This is a genomic window from Lentzea flava (assembly GCF_014648475.1).
Lineage (GTDB): Bacteria > Actinomycetota > Actinomycetes > Mycobacteriales > Pseudonocardiaceae > Lentzea > Lentzea flava.
On sequence record NZ_BMRE01000136.1, the window covers coordinates 1 to 1868 of the forward strand.

The window sequence follows — 1868 nt, forward strand, 5'->3', positions numbered from 1 at the left end:
CAGCCCTGCTCCCCACCACCCAACTCCCAGTTGTCCAGCTCCCCACCACCCAACTCCCAGTTGTCCAGCTCCCCACCACCCTGCCCCCAACCTTCCAGCTCCCCACCATCCAACTGCCCACCATCCAACTGCCCACCATCCAATTCCCAGCCGTCAGGCCCATCCACCCCACCAACCACCGAACCCACCGCATCCGGTGCGTCCGCCGGCACCGAACCAGACACCCCAGCACCACCCGCGCCCGCCTGCTCCAGCCCAGACATCGACGACGACCGCCCGTCATCTCCACCCCGCGAACCCACCTCCGCCCCACCAACATCCGACGAAGCAACCCGCACCGGCGACCCACCCAGATGCACACCACCCCCACGCCGCAACCGCGCCTGCTCCACAACATCACCCGGAACCGGCCCAACAATGCGCGTGCCATCCCGCCCGATGACATGAACCGAACCATCAAGCTCATCAACACCTACCAACCCAGCCAACGGAACCGGACTGTCCACAGTCCCCACCACAAGACCCGACACCCCGCCGGACACCCCCGCGCCTTCACCAGCAAGACCACCACCTCGCACAGCCACGGCATCAGCCAACCCACCCTGTTCGGGATCCGCCCGCAGGCCGGCGGAACTGGCGACATCGCCGGCACCGGACTGCTCCACCGCACCCGACAGAGCCTCCCACCCCTCCCGCACCGCGCTTTCGGTGAGCAGGCCGTCGGACAACAGCGCGACACTCGCCGGGCTGTGACGATCATCAGCCCTGCCCACACCAAGCCTGCTCGCCACCTCACCAATGCTCGTACCGTGCAAACCATTGGCCCAGCCAATCAACAGGCCGTGCAGATACGGGGACACAGGATCGGACTTTTTGCGTGGAAGCGAGATCGGGTGACCCTCGTTCTGCAGAACGATCAGATTACCCCGCTGAGTACCCGGCCCGTATCCATCAGGCCGCCACCCGACAATCCGATCCACCACCTCACCCGGCAACACCTGCCCCACAGATCGATGCGCCTGCCACCACTTCTCCACCCACGCCCCCTCCACCACACCACCGAACGCCCCGACAACCTGATCCAAGGTGTAACGCGACCTGCCCTCCTGATCGAACACGGACAGCATGCCCACAGCCAACTCACGCATCGCCTCCGTCGAAGGATGCAACACAAACCCGGGCAACGCACTGGAAGCCAACGAAACGTCACGACCTCGCAGTGACGCCACAAACTCCGGAAGAGTCCTCCACCCTTCCACCCCAGGACGGAACTTGATAATCGCACCCCGCACCTCCGGCGGCAACAACACCGCCGACATCCGCACCCGCCAATCCTGCACAAGGTCGGACAATGACCTCTCATTGATCTCGATCCCGCTGACTTTGATGATCTCTTGCACCGTGTAAGGTTTTCCAGTGACCGGGTCGTCAAGGCGGCTCATTTTCCAGAACCATTCACTGAACAGCCCGCGCGTCAGCTCGGACAAGAATCTGCCGTTCGTCGTGCGGTCCAATGAGACCGCACCTTCCGGCCTCCTTCCGATCCGGCTGATGGCATCCGTGAACTTGTCACCCCCATCCGGATCGGGACGCCACCCCGTCAGCTCCAGCCGCACCTCATCCGGCAACGACACATCCCCGGAGGACTGCGGACCCTGCCACCGCCTTCGCACAGCCTCTTCCGTGAAGAGCCTGCCGGAAAACATGGCGACAATCCCTGGGGCGTAATCGCGGCCCACTCCGCCGGCACCGAGGGTGCTCGCCACCTCGTCGACAACCGCATCATGCATGCCATCGACCCATCGACCAACCAGCACGGCCAGATCACCCGACCGGAACTCGCCGGGTGTGCGCGGGAATCGGATGGA

At 64.3% G+C, this 1868-nt stretch carries 1 pseudogene; it reads right to left on the reverse strand.

From position 1 onward, the window contains the following. A pseudogene (locus tag IEZ09_RS45830) lies at positions 1-1868 on the reverse strand (hypothetical protein); the annotation flags it as partial.